This window comes from Cohnella pontilimi (assembly GCF_005049045.1).
GTDB lineage: Bacteria > Bacillota > Bacilli > Paenibacillales > Paenibacillaceae > Cohnella > Cohnella pontilimi.
Genome location: NZ_SUPK01000003.1, coordinates 343267 through 361305 on the forward strand (window position 1 = coordinate 343267; position 18039 = coordinate 361305).

General features: G+C 50.3%; 17 protein-coding genes and 1 riboswitch. Of the genes, 1 reads left to right on the forward strand and 16 read right to left on the reverse strand.

Translation table 11 applies throughout. The annotated features are described in order from the left end of the window. Window positions 1-533: 533 nt before the first annotated feature. The 14 genes from E5161_RS08395 to E5161_RS08460 all read right to left on the reverse strand — a co-directional run bounded on the left by E5161_RS08395 (window position 534) and on the right by E5161_RS08460 (window position 14027). Window positions 534-860: an STAS domain-containing protein gene (locus tag E5161_RS08395; RefSeq protein ID WP_136777266.1), complete on the reverse strand. Its 327-nt coding sequence runs from the start codon at window positions 858-860 to the stop codon at window positions 534-536. 15 nt (window positions 861-875) lie between these two features. Then, window positions 876-2936 (reverse strand): FapA family protein, encoded by a 2061-nt coding sequence (locus tag E5161_RS08400; RefSeq protein ID WP_136777267.1) that lies wholly within the window; start codon window positions 2934-2936, stop codon window positions 876-878. A gap of 32 nt (window positions 2937-2968) precedes the next feature. Continuing rightward, window positions 2969-3775, reverse strand: coding sequence for a PP2C family protein-serine/threonine phosphatase (locus E5161_RS08405; protein WP_136777268.1), 807 nt, complete (start codon window positions 3773-3775; stop codon window positions 2969-2971). 4 nt (window positions 3776-3779) lie between these two features. Beyond that, window positions 3780-4091 carry an STAS domain-containing protein gene (locus E5161_RS08410; protein ID WP_136777269.1) on the reverse strand — a complete coding sequence of 104 codons (312 nt, stop codon included), beginning with the start codon at window positions 4089-4091 and terminating at the stop codon, window positions 3780-3782. A 32-nt stretch (window positions 4092-4123) separates the two neighbouring features. After that, window positions 4124-5692, reverse strand: coding sequence for a methyl-accepting chemotaxis protein (locus tag E5161_RS08415; RefSeq protein WP_136777270.1), 1569 nt, complete (start codon window positions 5690-5692; stop codon window positions 4124-4126). 13 nt (window positions 5693-5705) lie between these two features. Beyond that, window positions 5706-7175: a class I adenylate-forming enzyme family protein gene (locus tag E5161_RS08420; RefSeq protein ID WP_136777271.1), complete on the reverse strand. Its 1470-nt coding sequence runs from the start codon at window positions 7173-7175 to the stop codon at window positions 5706-5708. Beyond that, on the reverse strand, window positions 7172-7408 hold the full coding sequence (locus tag E5161_RS08425) for an acyl carrier protein (protein WP_136777272.1): 237 nt from the start codon (window positions 7406-7408) through the stop codon (window positions 7172-7174). The genes E5161_RS08420 and E5161_RS08425 overlap by 4 nt, the downstream gene beginning before the upstream one ends. Beyond that, window positions 7405-8460: an alpha/beta hydrolase gene (locus E5161_RS08430; RefSeq protein ID WP_136777273.1), complete on the reverse strand. Its 1056-nt coding sequence runs from the start codon at window positions 8458-8460 to the stop codon at window positions 7405-7407. Before E5161_RS08430 ends, E5161_RS08425 begins: the two co-directional genes overlap by 4 nt. Beyond that, window positions 8438-9349: an ATP-binding protein gene (locus E5161_RS08435; RefSeq protein ID WP_136777274.1), complete on the reverse strand. Its 912-nt coding sequence runs from the start codon at window positions 9347-9349 to the stop codon at window positions 8438-8440. Before E5161_RS08435 ends, E5161_RS08430 begins: the two co-directional genes overlap by 23 nt. Before the next feature lie 16 nt (window positions 9350-9365). After that, on the reverse strand, window positions 9366-10085 hold the full coding sequence (locus tag E5161_RS08440) for an SDR family oxidoreductase (protein ID WP_136777275.1): 720 nt from the start codon (window positions 10083-10085) through the stop codon (window positions 9366-9368). After that, window positions 10082-10903 (reverse strand): 6-carboxytetrahydropterin synthase, encoded by an 822-nt coding sequence (locus E5161_RS08445; RefSeq protein ID WP_136777276.1) that lies wholly within the window; start codon window positions 10901-10903, stop codon window positions 10082-10084. Before E5161_RS08445 ends, E5161_RS08440 begins: the two co-directional genes overlap by 4 nt. A 21-nt stretch (window positions 10904-10924) precedes the next feature. Continuing rightward, window positions 10925-11515 carry a GTP cyclohydrolase I FolE gene (gene folE, locus E5161_RS08450; protein ID WP_136777277.1) on the reverse strand — a complete coding sequence of 197 codons (591 nt, stop codon included), beginning with the start codon at window positions 11513-11515 and terminating at the stop codon, window positions 10925-10927. Between the two features lie 78 nt (window positions 11516-11593). Beyond that, a riboswitch (cyclic di-GMP riboswitch) is annotated at window positions 11594-11677 on the reverse strand. A gap of 16 nt (window positions 11678-11693) precedes the next feature. Beyond that, on the reverse strand, window positions 11694-12461 hold the full coding sequence (locus E5161_RS08455; RefSeq protein ID WP_136777278.1) for an EAL domain-containing protein: 768 nt from the start codon (window positions 12459-12461) through the stop codon (window positions 11694-11696). 267 nt (window positions 12462-12728) lie between these two features. Then, window positions 12729-14027: a PAS domain S-box protein gene (locus E5161_RS08460; protein WP_169306636.1), complete on the reverse strand. Its 1299-nt coding sequence runs from the start codon at window positions 14025-14027 to the stop codon at window positions 12729-12731. Window positions 14028-14241: 214 nt separating this feature from the next. Between E5161_RS08460 and E5161_RS08465 the strand changes: the two genes are divergently transcribed. Beyond that, window positions 14242-15432: an MFS transporter gene (locus tag E5161_RS08465; protein WP_136777280.1), complete on the forward strand. Its 1191-nt coding sequence runs from the start codon at window positions 14242-14244 to the stop codon at window positions 15430-15432. A gap of 840 nt (window positions 15433-16272) precedes the next feature. Here the strand turns inward: E5161_RS08465 and E5161_RS08470 are convergent. Beyond that, window positions 16273-17187 carry a proline dehydrogenase family protein gene (locus tag E5161_RS08470; protein WP_136777281.1) on the reverse strand — a complete coding sequence of 305 codons (915 nt, stop codon included), beginning with the start codon at window positions 17185-17187 and terminating at the stop codon, window positions 16273-16275. 21 nt (window positions 17188-17208) lie between these two features. Continuing rightward, window positions 17209-18033, reverse strand: coding sequence for an arginase (locus tag E5161_RS08475; protein ID WP_136777282.1), 825 nt, complete (start codon window positions 18031-18033; stop codon window positions 17209-17211). Between the last annotated feature and the right edge of the window lie 6 nt (window positions 18034-18039).

Genomic DNA, 18039 nt, shown 5'->3' on the forward strand with positions numbered 1-18039 from the left:
CTCGTACATATTACGAATTGAAAATGATGCTTCAGATTGGTTTAAAACCATGTTTTTCGTCCTCCTTATCGTTATTTTGGAAATAAAAAAACACGAATGCGGATTCGTGCCTCCAAGAAACCTATTCGCTTGGAAGTATCCGGGTATAAGGGATATTCAGTTAAGTTTCCATCACCCGAGCCGCACTGAACATGTCAAACACCCCTTTCCCCTAGATTGAATAGTCACTTCTTGAGTATACGCGATACCCATTTCGCGTTACAAGAATTATTTACCAAATTTACTGAAAAAGAGGAGGCCTTGCGGCCCCCTCCCCTTTATGGTGATCTCCGTTAGACGGAGATCACCTCATGGTTGTAGATCACTTCGATCACACTCCTTTCCTCTTCATTCGTCGGGCCCGACATCTACATTTTACGTCCCGCGGGTAGGGGGAGAAAAGCGAAAGAACCGCTATAAATGATCTTTACCCAAAACCATGTTGTCACATCGATACTTGGCAGATGAAATGCAATCTGTTCACTGCTGCGCGGTCAACTGTGCTCAAACTCCGGCAACACGTCCGCCCCCATGATGTCGGGAAGCTGAAGCATCTCGAATACGATCCTGACCTCGTCGCTGACATGAAAGATCCGAACCCGGATCCCGCGTTCCCTTAAATGGTGAATCAGCGTGATCAATAAACCAATTCCCGACGAATCGACGAACTGCACCTTGGAAAAGTCAATCTTGATGTTGCTGCAGTCGTATAACTTAGGGGCAATCTCTTCTTCCATCAGCTCAGTCGCGTCAATGTCCAAGTCCCCTTCAAAGGAGATCACGGTTGTCGCTTCCTCATCTATAAGCTCATATTTAAACATTAGACAAGCATCCTTTCAGCCAATGATCAATAATCCGTCGTCCCCTAGACGTGCGGTCACATTGGGCGTCTGTACCGAAAATTTATGCATCCGTTTGCCGACTTGAATGATCGTGCCTTCCATGGCCATTTCAATCTGAATCGTTTCCCGATCGGGGACGACGATCTTGGTACCCACGCCGCCTCTGGTTCCCGCTTCCCCGATCCTCACCCCTTTGGAGGCATGAATTTCTCCTCCGCGGACAACGCCTTCCACATCGATGCTTCCGGCTGCGCGAACTTTCGAATGGTACGTCCCCCGTGTCGAAATGCTGATGTCTCCGCTGCAGTACAGCTCACTGTTATGAACATAGCCGGCTTTGATGAAACAATCGGACTCGTCGTCGCTGTCGCGACTCAGGATATAATGTTGTTCTACCGTGTCTGTCAGTCGGCTAAAATCTTCGACCGACGCCAAATTCGAAGCATTCATCATGACGAAGCCCTTATGTAATTGCTCCCGCAGCTGCAGCCAATCGGCGTCCAGAATGTCGGCTCCGCTGTCGATCTTCTGAATGAACGAAGTCATGATCACCGGAAACGATTTAAACTTTCCATCGCACAATATTTTGATCAAAGACCCCAATCCTGACCTGGAGAAGGATGAGACTTTAAATGCCGAAACCGTCTGGAGCTGTTTAATGGCGGCTTCCATTTGTCTTAATTGCGGAATCAGAGCCCCCAAAATTTCATGGAGCTCGGCGAGCAGCAAAGTGCTCTTCCCTGAGGTGATTTCGCTTCCGATAATATTGTTCTTTACAACAACGGAGCCACCGGAGCTGATTTTCGCCGAATGGACATTTTGATGAACCCATACATTGCCCATCGCCTCAACGAGCATGCCCTCTTGGACCGAGCCCAAAACTTCCACATCTCCGACATAGCGGATGTTCCCGACTTCAAGATCGATATCCTTCCCGATGAGCAGCTTAGGAACAACGGAAATTCTGGCCGTCCTTCCCTTCAACTTGATTTCCGGTTGTCCCGCCTCCGTGGCGATAACCCTCGATCCGTCTTCCAGCACCAGAACGCCGATGCCTTCGTTCAAAACAAGAGGAAAAACTTCGGGAGGAACAACCACTTCTCCGGTGACCGTGGTCCCGGGCGTTCCGGGTACGGGCGGTTCAATCATCCCTAACACTTGTCCGCGTTCGACGGATGGAAACTCTTGAAACTCCCGGTAATCCACTGTGCCGTCCGTACGTTCTTTTAATCCCTTCTTGATTTCGACCTCTTTCAGCGGAACGAAATGCCCATGTGTACCTGGCGTTGGGGGAGTCCCCCGCGCAATGACAAACGTTCCCGGATGAACGCACGCGCAAGCCTTGGCGACTTCGGTATAGTCAACCCCGTAAACGACCCCGATCTCCCTGAGTTTTTCCGTGACCTGCCTGGTGTCGATATCGGTCACAACCGTCTTCTTTTCTACGATTTCGAGTTGGATATAAGAATCCGGGGCTTTGTCCTTTAGCTTGCGTTCCATTCGAAAACCGGGAACGATCTTTAAGGACGCCTCCATTTTGTCCGGGCTGATCTGGAGTTCCCATTCGGGCGCTTGCACGTCTTCTTCGAGTTCCACCCTCAGATCGTCGCTTTGTTTGATAATGACCGTTTTCTCCGCGAGCTCGTTATTTTTATACAACCGCACGTCTTTCCCCGGCGATAGCAGGGGATACTTATCCGGCGCGTCCTTACAGTGAATCCGCCCGTTCGTTACCCACACTTTGCCCGACAAATCCTCGGGTTCCGGAGGTTTAACCAGCTGCTTTGATTGAAGAAGCGCAGCAATCGAAGCTTGCTCCGGCAATGTCAGATTCCGAACCTCCTGTTCGGGATCCGTCTCTCGGAAATCGGCCTTTCCCGCCGTCACCCGTACGACCGCCGGTCTTGCACCCAACCCCAGAATTCCTTTCGATTCGTTTTCGATAATCTCAATCTCTACCTGATCTATCGTTTCGTTCAACAGATTCAATGCCAGCTTCACGGCTTCTTTGACTGTCTTCCCCTTGGAAATGATACTTTTTCCCTGCGGTGCCATGAAAACTCACCTCCTGACTCATGGTCATGCAGTTAGACACCCCGTTGATCGCCATCCGCTTTCAGGATCACCATCGTAATGTCATCCTTTTGGGGTAAACCTTTCGTAAATTCATTCACTTTTTCGACCACCGCGTTTTGGATGGCCTCTGCCGTTTGACGGCTTTGTTCTACAAGAATTCCAGAAAGCCGGTCCAATTTGAACATCTCTCCCTGGGCATTTTGCGCTTCCACGATGCCGTCGGTATACAAGAACACGAGATCGTCCCTTTGAATGTGCGAGGTTTTTTCCTTGTAAATTTGTCCCGGCAATCCCCCGATCATGACACCCTTCAAAACCGGAAGCGTGACGGTGCCCACGTCGGAGCGGACCACAATCGGCATACTGTGGCCGGCGTTGGCATACACGAAAGTACCGGTCGCCGGCTCCCAATCCGCGCAAAAAATCGTCACGAAAGATCCCAGCTTTCGAAGATCCTTATAGATTGCGTCATTCATCATCGTGAGCGTTTGACCCGGACCTTGGGCCGCTCCCGCCGCGCTGCGGAATGCCCCCCTGGTCAGAATCATCAGCATCGCCGCCGGAATTCCTTTGCCCATGACATCCCCGATGAGGATGCGAATCCGGCCGTCCCCGAGCGGATAAAAATCGAAATAGTCTCCGCCGATCAGCCGGGCGGGGATGGAGATGCCCGATACTTCGCCGGTTGGCAGTTCGGGCTTTTCGCCGTTCAAGAGCTTCATTTGAATATTGCGTGCCAATTGAATCTCGCGCTGCAGCGCTTTATGCATGGGCGCAGACTGGGATTCGTCAAACGATTGGGATTTGGTTTCCGGCATGCATTTAGCGCCCCCTCTTGCGAAGGGACTCCAGAATTCGAAAAACGCCCACCGTGTCGAATAATTCTTTGATGTTATCGTCGAGACCTGTAAATTTAACGGCAGCATCTTGTTCATGAGCGCTGTGGATGATGAGCAAAATGGCTCCAATTCCGGTGGAGTCAATGAAATCCAGCGCCGAAAAATCAACCACAACTTCGCCGGTTTTCTCCGGTATACTGGGCTCGAATCCGTCAATGGTGGAATAATCCATGACACCGGCCAGCTTAAGAACCAAAGTGTGACCCTTCTGTTGTTCTTCGATATGCAAGGGCATCCGTTCATCCCTCCTGTCTATTTCTCTTTGTTTTACAGTTTGAATTTCGCAAGTTTCTCCAGCAGATCGCCCGATATGTCGGACAACTCAGTAGATTGGGCATGCAAGGACTTAAACAAGTCGGACAACGTAATCGTGATGTCTGTCGTGCTATTCGATCTCTCTTTCGCGATATCGCGTATCTGTTCTACCTTCTCCAGCAGTTCCCGAGATTTCGCGTGATCTTGTGCTTCGAGATGTTCCTTTATTTGATCCAGGAAATAATAAACTTCCTCGACGGATCCCCTCACTTTGGAGGTGTTTTCCATAGATAACGTAAAGGCCTTTTCCACCGATTGATTGGATTCCGTTTCAAGCATGAAGGCAAGCCTTTGGGCCCGGGTCGCTGTGTCATATGTATCCGTCAAAACATGGTTTAGGCTGTCGACCATCTTATTCGCACTTTCCGACAGGCTTCCCAATTCGCCTTTATCCTTCAGTTCACTCTTTGCGGTAATGTCCCCGGCCTCGAGACGAGCAATTTGTTTCATGATCTTCTGTATGTTCGAATAGATCCGGCTAAAAAAGCTGGCGGTCAACATGAAAAGCGCGATCAGCGAGACGAATCCGGAAATCGCAATGATGATGGCATGCCGGTAAATCGGCCAAGCCATTTTGTCATAGTCCAGCGCAATGTATAGCACACGATCTTCCTTGATCGGTGAAAAAACTTTATACGTCCCTTTATCACGATAAGCCTTCGCCGTCGGACTCTTCATCATGTCAACCAAAATTTGGGTGTCACGACTGTTTTCGAATGTATATTTGCCGTTCACCACTTTCGTTAGCGGCGGATACATGTTTTCGGCAAGAGACGGATCGGCAAAAACCCTTGGGTCCAAAACGGCAATTTCCATGGCATACGGATGACGTTCAAGCACTTGCTTAATCCAGGAGTCAGGTCCGACATCCTGCATAAACTTGTACACTTCGTCCGCTTCGATGTACGGATCAATCAAATAATCCAAATCCTCGGAACGATAATAGCCATATTTAAAAAATGCAGGCTCGACTCCATGGGATCCCGATTGAGAGATGTAGAGCGTTAGCATGTTATTGGACAAAAAACTGATCTTATTGGCCGCTTCGTCCGGCAGCTTTTGTCCGCTCATAAAGAGATCAAACATCTGATAGGCATATGGATTTAACCCTTTGATCGAAAAACCGATTTCTTTCGGATCGGTTGCCCTGGCACCCACAATATCCTCTTTTGTCCGGACAAACAGCGTAATGCCGGCCACACCGACTTCATCTCGGATGCTCGATAATTGGTCATTCGTGATTTGGTCGATCGATTTTCCCCGAAGCTTATCGGCAATGCGTTTGGCGTAGGACTCTAATTTCAAATCAATTTGATGTTCGATGGACAGAGAAGCCGTATCCGTCTCTTTGATGCCTTGCCGGATCGATTCCGAAATCATTGCCGCTTGTTGGTCGATGTCCTTCTGAACGTTGTTCGACATAACCCAAACCTGTATACCGCCCGTGATCGCAGCAATGGTCACCATGACGGCCAATATCCGTATAAAAAACTGACGCCGCAGCGTTGATTTTTTCCTCACTTGATCCCCTTCTTCATCGATGATCTTGTTCTGCGTAGAGTTGTCTTAACGCGACTTTATCTGTTTTTCCGGAAATGAGAGGCAGACTCTCTATGATTTCGATATGATCGGGCACTTTATATCTCGCAATTCTCGTCTTGCAATGCTCATAGAGTTCCGCGTGTTCGAACGGACTGTCCGCGACGACGAACGCCACCACCATCTCTCCAAATACCGGGTGGGGCACCCCGACGACAGCCGCTTGAACAATGCAGGGATGATCAGTCAGCACTTTTTCTACTTCACCTGGTACAACCTGAGCTCCGCCTTTTTTGATCAAATCCTTCTTTCGTCCGATGAGGACGATTTTGCCGCCTTCGCTTGGCTCCGCCAAATCTCCGGTTTTTAACCAACCGTCCTCCGTTACCGCGTCCCGGGTCATGCCCGGCTGATTGTAATAATTTTTGAATAATGTAGGGGTTTTCACCAATAGCTCACTCATTCCATTTTCTTTCAAAAACTTGACTTGTACCGAAGAATCGGGCTTCCATTCCAGTTTGCCTCGGAGATCTGCGGTCATGACTCCGCCGGCCTCGGATAAGGCGAGCACCCCGATAAATCGGGCATGCTTTAATAATGCAAACTCGTTAACTGCACCTTCAGACACCATTTCCCCGACCAGATAACATTCATCCAAATTTTGAAACACGCCCGGCTCCAGGTGCTGTGTCATCGTGTACAAAGCTTTCAAGATCGACGGGGTAGACAAAATTTTATTGCAGCCGGTTCGTTTCATCGTTTGGGCTATTTGCGGCAGATCGAATTTGCCGGGAACGACAAATCGGAACCCCGTGTGAATGGCGGATAATAATCCGCAAAACCCAGCAACCAGCGTTAACGGGGGAACGTTAAACAAACGGTCGGTAGATTTCATATTAAGCATCCGCGGATAAACTTCCAGATAAGGAATCAGATTTTCCTGACCGACCACAACCCCTTTGGGAATACCGGTACTGCCCGAAGTGAAAAAAATAAAATCCCGGTATAAATCGTCTTTTACCGCGGGTACGCCGGGAAAGTCCGTCCTTTGCCATTCATATTCGTTATTGGCTTCGTAAATCGTGCACTGAACTCCGCTTTGCCGCTGCCAATCCCGGATCAATCTCGAAAACGACACACCCGGGAGTTCGGAAATTGTGAATATGTAATGAGGTTTGACGGCATCCAAAACCGCGGATAAATCCCCCGCTCTATACTGCAACGACAACGGCACGAGGACCCCGCCCCGTTCATTCACGGCAAAAATGACGGAGGCATAATGAAACACGTCTGGAATGAGCAGCACGACTCGTTGTCCGCTCAAATCGACACCGGGACCCAGCATTTCCAGCACCCGGTTTTTGCCCTCGATGAAATCACGGGCCGTATAATCGCGGTCCGGAGTGCTGAGCACCGTGGTGTTCAAGTGTTGCGGATTCACACAAGCGTCCAATAAAGCTTTCATTTGTCCTCATCCCTTGTAAGTACTTGATATAATTTACCGACGGTCGCCATATCTTCCGAGCCCGCCAGGACATCCATCCCCAGCCGCATCTCCTGCGTGAGCCCGACGATCAAATTCACCATCTGCAAGGAATCGATGCCCAGGTCATCCCGAAAAGACGCGTTTTCTTTGATCTCTTGCAGAGGGGTGTGGGTATAGTCGGAAATAAACCGGCAAAAAGCTTCAAACGTCATTTTTCATCCTCCAAAAACCAATGCGCCGACAATTGACGGATTTCATGCAATTTAAAATTGCAGCAGTGGCCTTCATCTTCATACTCGACCAATCGTTTTCCCTGCGGGAGCTTGTCGTACAGCGCGTGAAGCTGCTCATCTTTAACCATCACATCCCGGTTGCCGTGAAACAAGAACACGGGGCTCGATTGTCCGACATCCCGCATATCGGGTAAAGGTCTCTTATACGGTTCCTCGAGAAGATAAGACAACCGTTCCGTGAAATAATCCGGCATTGGAACGTCGCTTTCCAATGCGGGACTGACCGACACCGCCTTGCTCACCTTCGGATGGCGGCTTCCCCATATCGCCCATGCCGCCCCCGAGCTGGTCCCGAATAAATATATCCCAAGCCCGGGAAATTCCGCGGCGGCAAACTCGATCACGCGGTTCACAAACCGTTCCCCTGTTTGACGCGACATCTTCAGTTGACTCTGCAGATAAGTCTCGCCCTGTCCCGGACCGTCAAAGCTGACCGCAGCGAATCCCAATCTCGCAAAATCCGTTTCATAGCTGAACAGCTCTTCTTTGGACGAATCCATCGGCGTCAGGATGACGACACAACCTCGGGGACGTTCAGGCTTCCGAATTCTGCCGATGCATAACTTGTCGTCTAAGCGGAAGACGACTTTGCGGATCGTATCTTCGGCCTTGCGATCGGCGTTGTCGAAAGCTTCCGTGCAGCTGGAAAACCAGTGTTTCTTTTGCACCCCGGCCTCTGGATAGATCCACTGTGCCAAGTTATAATGCAATCCCGCCATCCGAAAGGCATGCTCAGCATGCAGCTCGTCCTGCGCCGCTTCGGCCTGAGATTCATAAGACCGCGCCCGTTCGGCCAAGTATTCGACCCAATCTTCCACGCCTTTCACTTTCCGCCGAAGCCCGGCAACCGTCTCTTTTTCCATTCCGTGTGCGATCCAGCGATCCCAGAAACCTTCGAAAAGCAGACTCGTCATGAGCGTTTTTTGTATCGTCAGGTGAACCGCCGGATTAAACGGCAGATGATCTTTCATAGCTCAGTTCGCCTTCTTTCCGGTGAAATACGAGTATCAAGGTGGAGCCTTCGTCCGGAATCGTGGATAGCAGCACCTGCTCCGTCATTTTCATCATCAGGGTAAAGCCTTGTCCCAGCGACTTCTTGGTGGAATATCCCGCCAACAGCGTCGTTTTCGGAAGCAGCTTGAGTGGAAATCCAGGGCCTTTATCCTCAACCAGTACATGAATGCCGGATTCGGTTTCGACAACAAGCATGCGTCCTTCCCGGGCGTGTTTGAGAATATTCGTGATCGCTTCGGAGATGACGAGAAGATGGCTCATGACAGCCGTCGACGGCACACCGATGTCGAGCAGGCACTGTTTGGCCATGTCCCGGGCTTTCGGAATATCCGCGCGTTCGACAATGGGGGCCGAGCAGAGCAGTTTTCCTTCTTTAAATCGCTCTACTTCATCTTGCCGGATCAGCAAAAACTTTCGCTGCGTGACCGCATAAATGACATCACGGTACACCTGCCAAACTTCCTCGTCTGCGGAATGTTGTTGAACCGTCGAGGATTTCGAGAGGGAAGGAAGATACAGAACGACGTCGTGCTTAATTTCCTCGTATGTTTCCAATAGACACCGATGTACCTTATCGGAAAGCTGCAACTCTTTCGCTTTGAGGTATACATCTTCTTCCTGAGCTATCCAGGCCAACAAACAAGCAGCAAGATTCGTCGGATGCTCGGCATTCGTTACGTCCGTTCGTAGCTTGAACGCCAAATAATTCTCAATCCACGTGATCAAGGCGCGGTTCTGGTTTTCGTGGATGGTCTGGAAAGGTTTCACCGCCGGCTCAAGCGTTTGCGAAACCGGCGGCTTATCCTCTTTGTCGGCCGTGAATATTTTGTTGAAAATGGATTTCACAAGTGACACACGCCCCTTACAAAATACCTAATGGAGGCATAATCAAGATTTCATCGATGCTGGAGCCCTCTGGCTGGCATAAAATATATACAATGTGTCTGGCTAACGATTGAACGGGAATCATGTTCGACAGATCCGGCTTTTGTGTCATCCCGTCCCAGAATGGAGTGGCCACCGCTCCGGGCAATACAGCCGACACCTGAATTCCTTTGTGCCGCAATTCGGCTTGCATCACCCGTGTCAGCCCGAGTACCCCGAACTTGGAGGCGGAATAACCGGCGCAGCCGGCAAGAGCAGTCGTACCTGCCACGGAGACGACGTTGACGATGCGTCCCGCTTCCTGTTGCAGCATATGTTGTCCGAAATATTTGCAAGTGAGAAACGTGCCTCTCAGATTCACGGTGATCATTCGATCGAAATCTTCCGACGATAATTCCAGCGCAGCTTCGAAGACACCGGTTCCCGCGCAGTTGATTAACGCGTCTACTCGGCCGAACTTCGCCACGGACGCTTCCACAAAACGAACGACAGATGATTCACTGGTCACATCCAAATCAAGAGCCAGCGTGTTCGCCCCCAGTTCGGTGGCCACCTGATGCAATTCGTCGGTATTTCGGGCTCCGAGAACAAGGTTCGCTCCCAAACCCGCCAATAACGCCGCCGTTTCTTTGCCAATGCCCCGTGATGCGCCGGTAATGGCCACTGTTTTGCCCTTAAGCTGCTGGAAGTCAATCATGAAGCCTCACCTTGACCGGCGTATTCGAAGTAGTTTTTCTCGGTCTCCCATAGTCCGATCTTGTGCAGCTTAGGAAGATGCGGGCGCAGCATGTCATAAATGACCATCGCCACCACTTCCGATGTCGGATTCAATTCCTTGAACTCCGCCGTATCGAGGTTCAAATGCTTATGATCGAATTTGTCGAGCACGACCCTCTCCACGACTTCGTCCAATTGGGCGAGATTGATGATCATGCCTGTTACCGGATCAGGTTCTCCTGCAACCGTCACATCCAAATAATAGTTGTGGCCGTGGCCGTGCGGATTGTTGCATTTGCCGAACAGCTTCCGGTTTTCCTCCGGTGACAAATGATCGCTATGAAGGCGATGCGCGGCGCAAAAATGATATTGGCGAGTCAGACGAGTCAATGAACCTGCCTCCTTTTCCGCGGATAAGTAGTGATTTTCATGCAATCGAATGCGGTGCAGTTGACACCCTTCGAACCGACCTTCCAGTGATTCCCAAATATATTCCACCAAGTTTTCCGTTGTCGGAATATGTTGTTTGAAATGAGGGTGTTCCCGGTCCAAAAATTTACCGTCGAGCTCGTCCGACACGAACGATTGTACAAGATGCTTGATATCCGTTGTGTTCACGACAATGCCGGATAGTTCGTTCAATTCTCCTTTGACGACAACTTCCATCTTGTAGTCGTGGCCGTGCCCGCTTGGATTGCTGCAGCGTCCGAATTCCCGGACATTGTCCGCTTCGCTCCAACTTGGTACCCGATAGACGTGGGTGGCCGAAAAATCGATTCTTCTGGATAAATAAAGCATCTTTACCGGCCTCCTTCGACCTTATGCGTTTCTGGAGATGGAGCGGTCAAACTCCTCACACAAGGCGGTATCTTCAGCAAAAACTCCCTTTTTCAGCGTTGTCACCGTGGAAGTGCCCGGCTTTTTCACGCCTCGTGCACACATGCACAAATGAGTCCCATCGACCGTCACCATCACACCCTTGGGTTTCAATACATTCATCACGGCGGCTGCGATCTGATGGGTCATCCTCTCCTGCACTTGCGGCCGCCCGGCGACCAGTTCAACCAGCCTCGCAAATTTACTCAATCCGACAATTCTTCCGTCCGGTATATAGCCGATATGTACTTTTCCGTAAAAAGGGATCAGGTGGTGCTCGCAAAATGTGTAGTAGGCAATATCTTTCACGGTGATCATGCCGTCATAATCTTCTGCAAAGGTTGTGGTGAGCGCCGTCTCCGGATTCACTCCTACACCGGCAAAAACCTCGCGGTACATTTTCGCCACCCGCCTTGGCGTATCCAAAAGACCTTCCCGCCCGGGATCCTCGCCGATTTGTTCCAAAATCGTTCGGATGCTGTTCTCGAGAATGTCCTGTTTTGCAAATTTGTTTTGGACCAACTGGTGTTTCATATCCAAGATGCCTCCTGCCTCAAATAAAAATCCAGTCCGGGAATAGGACTGGATTTGGATGTTCGGATCCGTTCCTAATTCGGTGACCCGGCTGTCTGGCGTTTCCGCTTAAGACCCGTGGTTTTGCGTCCCCACCTTTCGATGGGTTTGCCTTTGTCGTTAGAGTTATGAATGGTGGTCAACGCTCCATGCATTGTCCCGTTTCAAGCTGGGGTAGCGGTATCGCACGACCTAAAAGATAACCTTGCACGATGTGGGCACCGAGAGATGCCGCAAGCATGAAGTCTCCGGTTTGTTCAATCCCTTCCAGGATAATCTCGGTATCGGTGTCCTTACAAAGGTCAACGAAAAGTTCCACGACTTTCTGTTTTTTCTCGGATGAAGCCAAATCCACCGAAAAATATCGATCCAGCTTTATAAATTCGGGTTCAATTTCAATGATATGCCGCAGAGAAGCCGCACCCTGTCCGACGTCGTCCAAAGCGATCCGAAATCCCAAATCGCGCAGCAAATCAATGGTATTTTGTAAAGACTTCAGTTCTGTGATGGGCTCGGATTCTACGATCTCGAATACAATTCTTTGACTCGAAAAGGAAGGGATCTCGGTCATCATGTTTTCTAAGAAGCCAGGAAATGAAGGATGTAACAGCGTGGATGGGAAAGTATTGATGAACAGTAACCTATTCAACGCGAAAGCCATGCCCTCTTCGGACCGAAAATAGGAAGAAACGGCATGAAAGATCGAGACAGTATCCAATTCAAAAAGTTTTTTGCAATTTTGGGCTAACCGGAACACCTCTTCCGGGTTTGAAGATAAATGAGAGCGAAAAAAAGCTTCATGCCCAAACCATGTGGAATTCTTCAGATGATACATGGCTTGATAGGAGTGATGAAACAGTTCTTTTTGAATCAATAAATCAATGGCGTATTTATTGAGCCTGCTCAATAATGTCAGACACCCCCATGCATTAGAACATGCCTTGACGGCTTTCGCCCATATTACAGTGCTTGTCACATATTAGATAATTCAAAGATAACGCTTACATATTCATTTATCTCCATATTTCTATGTTTATCTGTGCTTAGCTGCGGTTTATAAAGAACACTCTACATTCGTCGAATATCGACAAATTTCTCTGTAATTTTACATTTGACGAATTTTGATAAATGTAAAAAAATCCCGATCAACAGGGGGTTAGAGCACCAACACAAGCTAATTTTCCGTCTCGTTCCATATCTCGGTAGCATCGACATTGAGGGCATCGGCAACAGCGCGTGCGGTAAAACTATGAGGCTTTGCGATCTTGCCGTTTCTCAAATTCGAGATGGTGGCTCGGGATAATCCCGTTTGTTCCGCCAATTCCGATACGCCGATCCCCCTTTCCGCCATAATTAATCGTAAATTAACGCCGGGATCGCTTTTATCCCGGAACAGTGGTCTGCTTGTTTCTGTTACTTCACGGGCTTCTATCAAAATGAGCTTTTTTCCTTTCCACTCAAACGTTCGCTGGTTTCTTTCCGCGTGAATTACGTGTCCGGTTTTTGTTTTGTATTCCACGCGTGCCGAGAAATTGGGTTTTCCAGACGTGTAAACAGGACCTTTAAGAACAATGTCATTTACAGATTTTAAGCGAAACTCATCATTTGTATATCCTAATTTTTGCTGCGCTGCCTTGTTAGCTTCTATACAATGGATACTCCCATCCGATGTTTCTTCCATTAAAAACATCATATTCGCTGCATTATGGAAAGCTTGCTCAAATTTGAATCTGCTTTCTTTTAAGGAATGCTCAATCCTTTTACGGTCGGTAATGTCCCGATTGATCCCGATAATGCCGGCAATTTTGTGATCAACAAAATAGGAAATAGCCGTAGTATCAAGATACAACAGCTGTCCATGAACACTGCGGGACGCGATCTCACCGTTGAAAGGAATCCCTTTTAAACAGTCACTAAAAATATGTAATGTCTTTTCTTGATCTTCAGGATCAATAAATTGCAGAAACGATTTTCCTATGACCTCGCTTCGGGTAACGCCGTAAAGTTCTTCTGCTGCCTTATTAACCGACATGATTTTCCCATCGGTTCCGATAAAAAAAATAGCATCCGGCATTTGTTCATAAACTGACATGAAATTGAACTGATCCTGTTTCACTTTTTGCAACTCCTGATTTTGACTGAAATTTTTATCTGCCAGTATTCCGGTACCAAATGCAACCAAAAACGTGACAATAGCCAGTTCCACAATATGATAAAAATGCCAAACCGGGTGTCTGCTCCATATGATTTCCGCCGATTCCCACAGTGCATAAGTTCCGGTCAACCCCCCCCATACGACGATTCCTTTACGAACGCCGCCGTAATAAGAGGATAAGAACGAGGGAACAACATATATAATCCATATAAAATCTATAAAAAGGTAATGATGTAGAGCCGGAATTCCCGAGATAAATGGCAAAAGGTACGAGATGATCATGATCAGCCATATGTTCGGGGGAATTTTAGAGTGCATACCTTTTCTCCTCAAGTTGTTATGACTAATCATAAAAGCCCTAGTACATATGTAACCGATAAGGTTTGCATTAAACTGCTTGCTCGCTGTCGGCAAGCTCTCACAAAGATATGATATAATTTCAGGATCGAGCGTTAAGGAGTATCCGGCTAAAGCAAACGAAATCGGGTATACTTGGAAAATCTTATTGTCTTTGAAGGAGCAGGAGTACAACATGAGCAAACCACAACTTTGGACTGCGAATTTCATCAGCATTGCCATTGCAAATTTTCTCGCGTTTACATCGTTTTATTACTTACTGGTCACCTTGCCGGTATTCGCGATACAAGATATGCATGAAGACGAAGCGGCGGTCGGTCTCATTACGACCGTTTTTTTGATCTCCGCCATCGTCGTGCGGCCAATGGCCGGCAAATGGATTGAGCGGACGGGGAAAACGGTTGTCTTACTGATCGCTTTCGCAATCCTTTGCGGGGCTTCGGCGTTTTACTTTTTCGCTTATTCCATGCCGGCGTTGCTGGTGCTTCGTTTTTGTCATGGCATAGGTTTCGGAATGGCGACAACTGCTGCGGGCGCCATCGTGGCCGACCTCATCCCGGAAAGCCGCAAGGGCGAAGGCATGGGATATTACGGGCTTACGATGAACCTGGCGATGGTCGTCGGACCGTTCCTCGGGTTAACCGTCATGCAGCAAGGCGGCGCCACCTTGATGTTTATCGTGAACGCCGCTTTCTGCGTTCTCGCGTTTATCGGAGGTCTGCTGGTCAGGCTGCCGAAAAAGGAGGCGTCGCAAGTAGTTGGCGTGAAAGACGCGTCGTCCTCAGGGCTCCGCGGGTTCATTGAATATTCGGCGATTCCGGTGTCCTTGGTTGCGGCATTTTTCGCGCTCGCGTATTCGGCCATTATTTCCTTTGTCTCCGTGTATGCCAGGGAGATCGGGGTAACGGAAGCGGCGAGTTACTTCTTTGTCGTGTATGCAGTGGTTTTGTTCGTGTCACGACCTTTTACGGGCAGGTGGTTCGACGCATACGGAGCTCACGTCATCATCTATCCGGCGATCCTGTTGTTTGCCGTCGGAACGTATCTCCTAAGTGTATCCGCCAGCGCGCCCTTGTTCCTGTTGTCGGCCGCATTGATCGGTCTCGGTTGGGGAACCGTGTTTCCTAGCCTGCAAACGATCGCTATCCAAAGAGCCGGCCCCGAGAAAGGCGCAGCCGCCACCGCAACGTACTTATCCATATTCGATTTCGGCTTCGGTGTCGGCTCGATGTTGTTCCCCTTCATCGCGGTAAGTATCGGCTACGGAACGTTGTACTTCTATACATCGTTCCTTGTGCTGGTAGGGTTGGCAGTATACTACGCGCTTTACGGACGCTCCTCGGCTCGCGCAGATGAGACGCAGTAATCCTTTTGACGCTATCCCCTTTGCTCAGGAGAGCATAGCGTATGTGGATTTGCGCTGGCCTTTTGTTGTTATCCCCTTTGCTCAGGTCGTGAATTTGCCCCTATCTAGATTCTGAGCGAATGGGATAACGGTAAAAGGTAACAACGAGGAAGAACCTACATGACGCCGCCTGAGCGAATGGGATAACGGTAAAAGGTCGCGAGGTGAGATACTGATCCGCGAGCAGGCGATCTTCCGCAAAATTCTAAGATAGTCTGGCTGGCTTACAGTCGGCGTGGTGGCGAGAGTGCGCAATCCTTAGATAGTCTGGCTGGCTTACGGTTGGTGTGGTGGCGAGAGTGCGCAATCCTTAGATAGTCTGGCTGGCTTACAGTTGGCGTGGTGGCGAGAGTGCGCAATCCTTAGATAGTCTGGCTGGCTTACAGTTGGTGTGGTGGCGAGAGTGCGCGATCCTTAGATAGTCTGGCTGGCTTACAGTCGGCGTGGTGGCGAGAGTGCGCAATCCTTAGATAGTCTGGCTGGCTTACAGTTGGCGTGGTGGCGAGAGTGCGCAATCCTTAGATAGTCTGGCTGACTTACAGTCGGCGTGGTGGCGAGAGTGCGCAATCCTTAGATAGTCTGGCTGGCTTACAGTTGGCGTGGTGGCGAGAGTGCGCGATCCTTAGATAGTCTGGCTGACTTACAGTCGGCCTGTTGGCGAAAGTGCGCAATCCTTAGATAGTCTGGCGGGCTTACAGTCGGCGTGGTGGCGAGGATGATGCGGAATAAGGCGGGGTAAGGTGCGGCGTGGACGGAATTGAACCCCCGGCGATCTCACGATCACCGGGGGTTCTTGTTCCATCACTTAAACAAATTTTTGAGCACGAACCACACGTTCGCCGGGCGTTCGGCCAGACGGCGCATGAAGTAGCCGAACCAGTCGACGCCGTAGGGAACATAGATCCGCACCCGGTAACCTTCATTCACGAGCTGCCGCTGCAGGTCTTCCGAGATGCCAAACAGCATCTGGAATTCGTAGGCGTCTCGCGGGAGGCCCCGCTCTTGAATGAAAGCCTTAATGTCCGCGATAATCGCCGCGTCATGGCTGGCGATGGCGGTATAGTTCCCGTAGGTCAAATTCAGTTTAATGATTTTTTTGAAATTCTCGTCGACCTTCGACTTCTCAGGAAACGCGATTTGGGGAGATTCCTTGTAGGCGCCCTTCACGAGCCGAAGGTTCGGCTTTAGGCGGTTCAGGTCATGGATATCCTGCTCGCTGCGGTACAGGTAAGCCTGAATGACCGTCCCCACATTATCGTACTCTGCACGCAGCTGCTGCAAAATGTCCAGCGTCACCTGGCAATGCGCGAAATCTTCCATATCAATGCGCACGAAATTGCCGTACCGCCGCGCGGTGTCGAGAATGTTCCGCATGTTGCGCAGGCACAGTTCCTTGCTGATGTCGAGGCCGAGGGACGTCATTTTCAAGGAGAGGTTGGAATTGACACCCGAACTTGCGATGGCCTCCAAGGTACGAACGCACATGGCGGCGGATTCGACGGCTTCTTCTTCCGTGCCGACGAACTCTCCCAAATGGTCCAGCGTCGCCATCATGCCTTCTTCGTTCAATTTGCGTACCGTCCGAATCGCCTGCTCGATCGTTTCACCGGCAACGAACCGGCTTGCGCCGAACTTCAGCCCGTAACGTCTGGCCATCCTCTGCACTGTGCGGTTTTTGCCGAGAAACTGAAAGGTGTTGCGCAGAATCGTCTCCATGGCCCATCCATCTCTCCAGGTCTACAAAATTTTCTTCCCCAGCAAGGAGGCGATCAAGCCCGCGATCAGCTTGCTCGTCCGCCTCTTCTCATCCAGATACGGATTCACTTCCGTCACGTCCATCGAAGTAATCCGTCCCGACTCCGACAGAAGCTCGAAAGCGAAATGCGCTTCCCGGAAAAACAGTCCCCCGGGTACCGGCCAATCCACGCCCGGCGCCTCAAGCGGATCGAGCACGTCCGCATCCAGGCTGACGTGAATACCGTCCGTGCCGTTGCCGGCGACGCCGAGCGCGGCTTCGATCACCTTCTCCACGCCCAGCCGGTCGATCTCATGCATCGTGAAGCAGGTTAACCCTTCCGAGCGGATCCATTCTCTCTCGCCTGGCTGTACGTCCCGCAGCCCGACAAGCACCACGTTTTCCTTGCGGACATGTCCTTCGCTCAGAATCGACGATAGCGCCATCCCGTTCGCGAATCCCGTCGTGCTCGTCTCCGCTGTCAGCAGCGAAGGATGCGCATCGAACCAGATCAAGCCGGTGTTCCCGGCTCCCCGGGTCACGCCTGCAACCGCCCCGGCGGAGACGCTGCGGTCTCCGCCCAGCACGAGCGGAAACGCCCCCTCCACCACAGAGGAAGCGGCTCGATCGGCCAGCAGGCTGCTGACCTTCTCGACGTCCGACGCAACAGGAAAATTCTCTTCCGTCATTTCCAATCCTAAATTGCGGATCATCCGGCCAAGGCCGGCTTCGATCAAGCTGTCCGCTCCGTGCTCGGTTCCCGGACGGCTCGTTCCCGAGGCGAAAGGGACTTTGAACAGCTTGATCTTACGGGTTTGTGCCGTCATAGGTGA